The organism is Methylobacterium sp. CCH5-D2 (genome assembly GCF_001556475.1).
Lineage (GTDB): Bacteria > Pseudomonadota > Alphaproteobacteria > Rhizobiales > Beijerinckiaceae > Methylobacterium > Methylobacterium hispanicum.
In genome coordinates, this window is sequence record NZ_LSIX01000175.1 from 1 (window position 1) to 1,407 (window position 1,407).

Genomic DNA, 1,407 nt, shown 5'->3' on the forward strand with positions numbered 1-1,407 from the left:
CATGTCGACGAAGCCGACGCCGGTCGGCACGCCCGCCGCGCTGTAGCCGACGAAGAGCGGGGTGAGCGCGTTGGTCTGCGCGTAGAGGGCGGTACTGGAATTGCCGGTCGCGGCGGCCGCGACCGCCGCGGTCTGGGCGGAGAAGAGCGGCGAGCGGCGGAAGCTCGGATCCTCCATCGAGATGGTCGCCGAGAAGCCGTTGCCGAGCGTCGCGGTGTAGGCCGCGAGGTTCGTCGAGGCGACGTCGGAGCTCATCGACGAGGCGATGATCTCGAAGTCGTGGGCGTAGAGATCGTAGAAGGACGAGGCGCGGCCGGCGGTGAAGCCGGCGAACTGGATGAAGGCCTTGTCGGTGTTGAAGTATTGCTGCACCCGGCCGAAGCCGTCGGTGCCCAGCGCCGGGAAGGCGTTGGCGATGCGGTTCTGGGTGCCCGAGTGGATGGTCGGGATGCCGGTGCGGCTCGCCGCCTCGAGGCGCAGGAAGGCGCGCAGCGTGCCGTAATCGGTCTTGGTCCGGGCATCGATGTTGATACGGGCGAGGCCCCGATAGCCGCTGTAGTCGCCCGGTCCCGCCGCCGTGGTGCCGCCGTTCCGGCTGTACGAGGCTTGGTAGCCGTACTCGAAACGGGCGCGGCCCGACAGGCGCAGGCAGGTGTCGGTGCCGGGGATGTAGAAGAAGCCGTTGCCGTAGGTCGAGCAGACGCGCACGTACTCGATCGGGGCGGCTTTCTTGACCGGAAGGTCGGCGGCCTGGGCGGCAGGCAGCCCGAGGAGGCTCGCCGCCGACGCGAGCAGGATCCTGTCGATGGAACGCATGATGTCTCCCCCCTTGTTCTGATTCTCGGCACGCGCCCGTCATCGCCCGAAGAACAACTTCGGGACGCCGGGATATCGGCATGTGACTTGAGCGCCGAATTGTATTCCGTGACTACGGAACACTCGTTATTAGGACGATCGTCCGTTCCAACCGCAAGCGTGTTCTTGCAGAGACCTGCGCGCGGCTGTATTTCTGTATTGTTTCTGCAACACGTCGAGGTTGCGCGCACGGCTGCGCCGCGCGCGGCGGCGGTGGCCGCGCGCGGGATGCCCCGAACGGTCGCGCACGCCGCAGCGGCGGCCCAACTCCGGTGCTAGAACACCCAGAGCCGGTCGGGCGGGCATTCGAGCCAGTGCGGGCCGGGGCCCGCGCGCCGGTCGGACAGGACGCGCACGGTCTGGCCGCCGCAGCGGAACAGATGCTCGAACTGGTTGCCGAGATAGATCGAGGTCTCGTACTCGGCCGGCAGCCGGTTCTCGCCGGCCCCCTCGGCGAGGCGCACCGCCTCCAGGCGGATCACGCCCTTGCCGGCGGGCGTCCCGCCATCCGCCCGGTCGACGCCCCAGAGGCGGTGGCCGCCGAGATCGACC

At 68.9% G+C, this 1,407-nt stretch carries 2 protein-coding genes; both read right to left on the reverse strand.

Features of this window, described 5'->3' with window-relative positions; all coding sequences use genetic code 11:
* On the reverse strand, positions 1 to 816 hold an 816-nt coding region (locus AX737_RS04635), incomplete at its 3' end, for a porin (protein ID WP_197430456.1).
* Between the two features lie 314 nt (positions 817 to 1,130).
* Positions 1,131 to 1,407 (reverse strand): TOBE domain-containing protein (locus tag AX737_RS04640; RefSeq protein ID WP_156453526.1); only part of this gene is annotated, 277 nt, incomplete at its 5' end.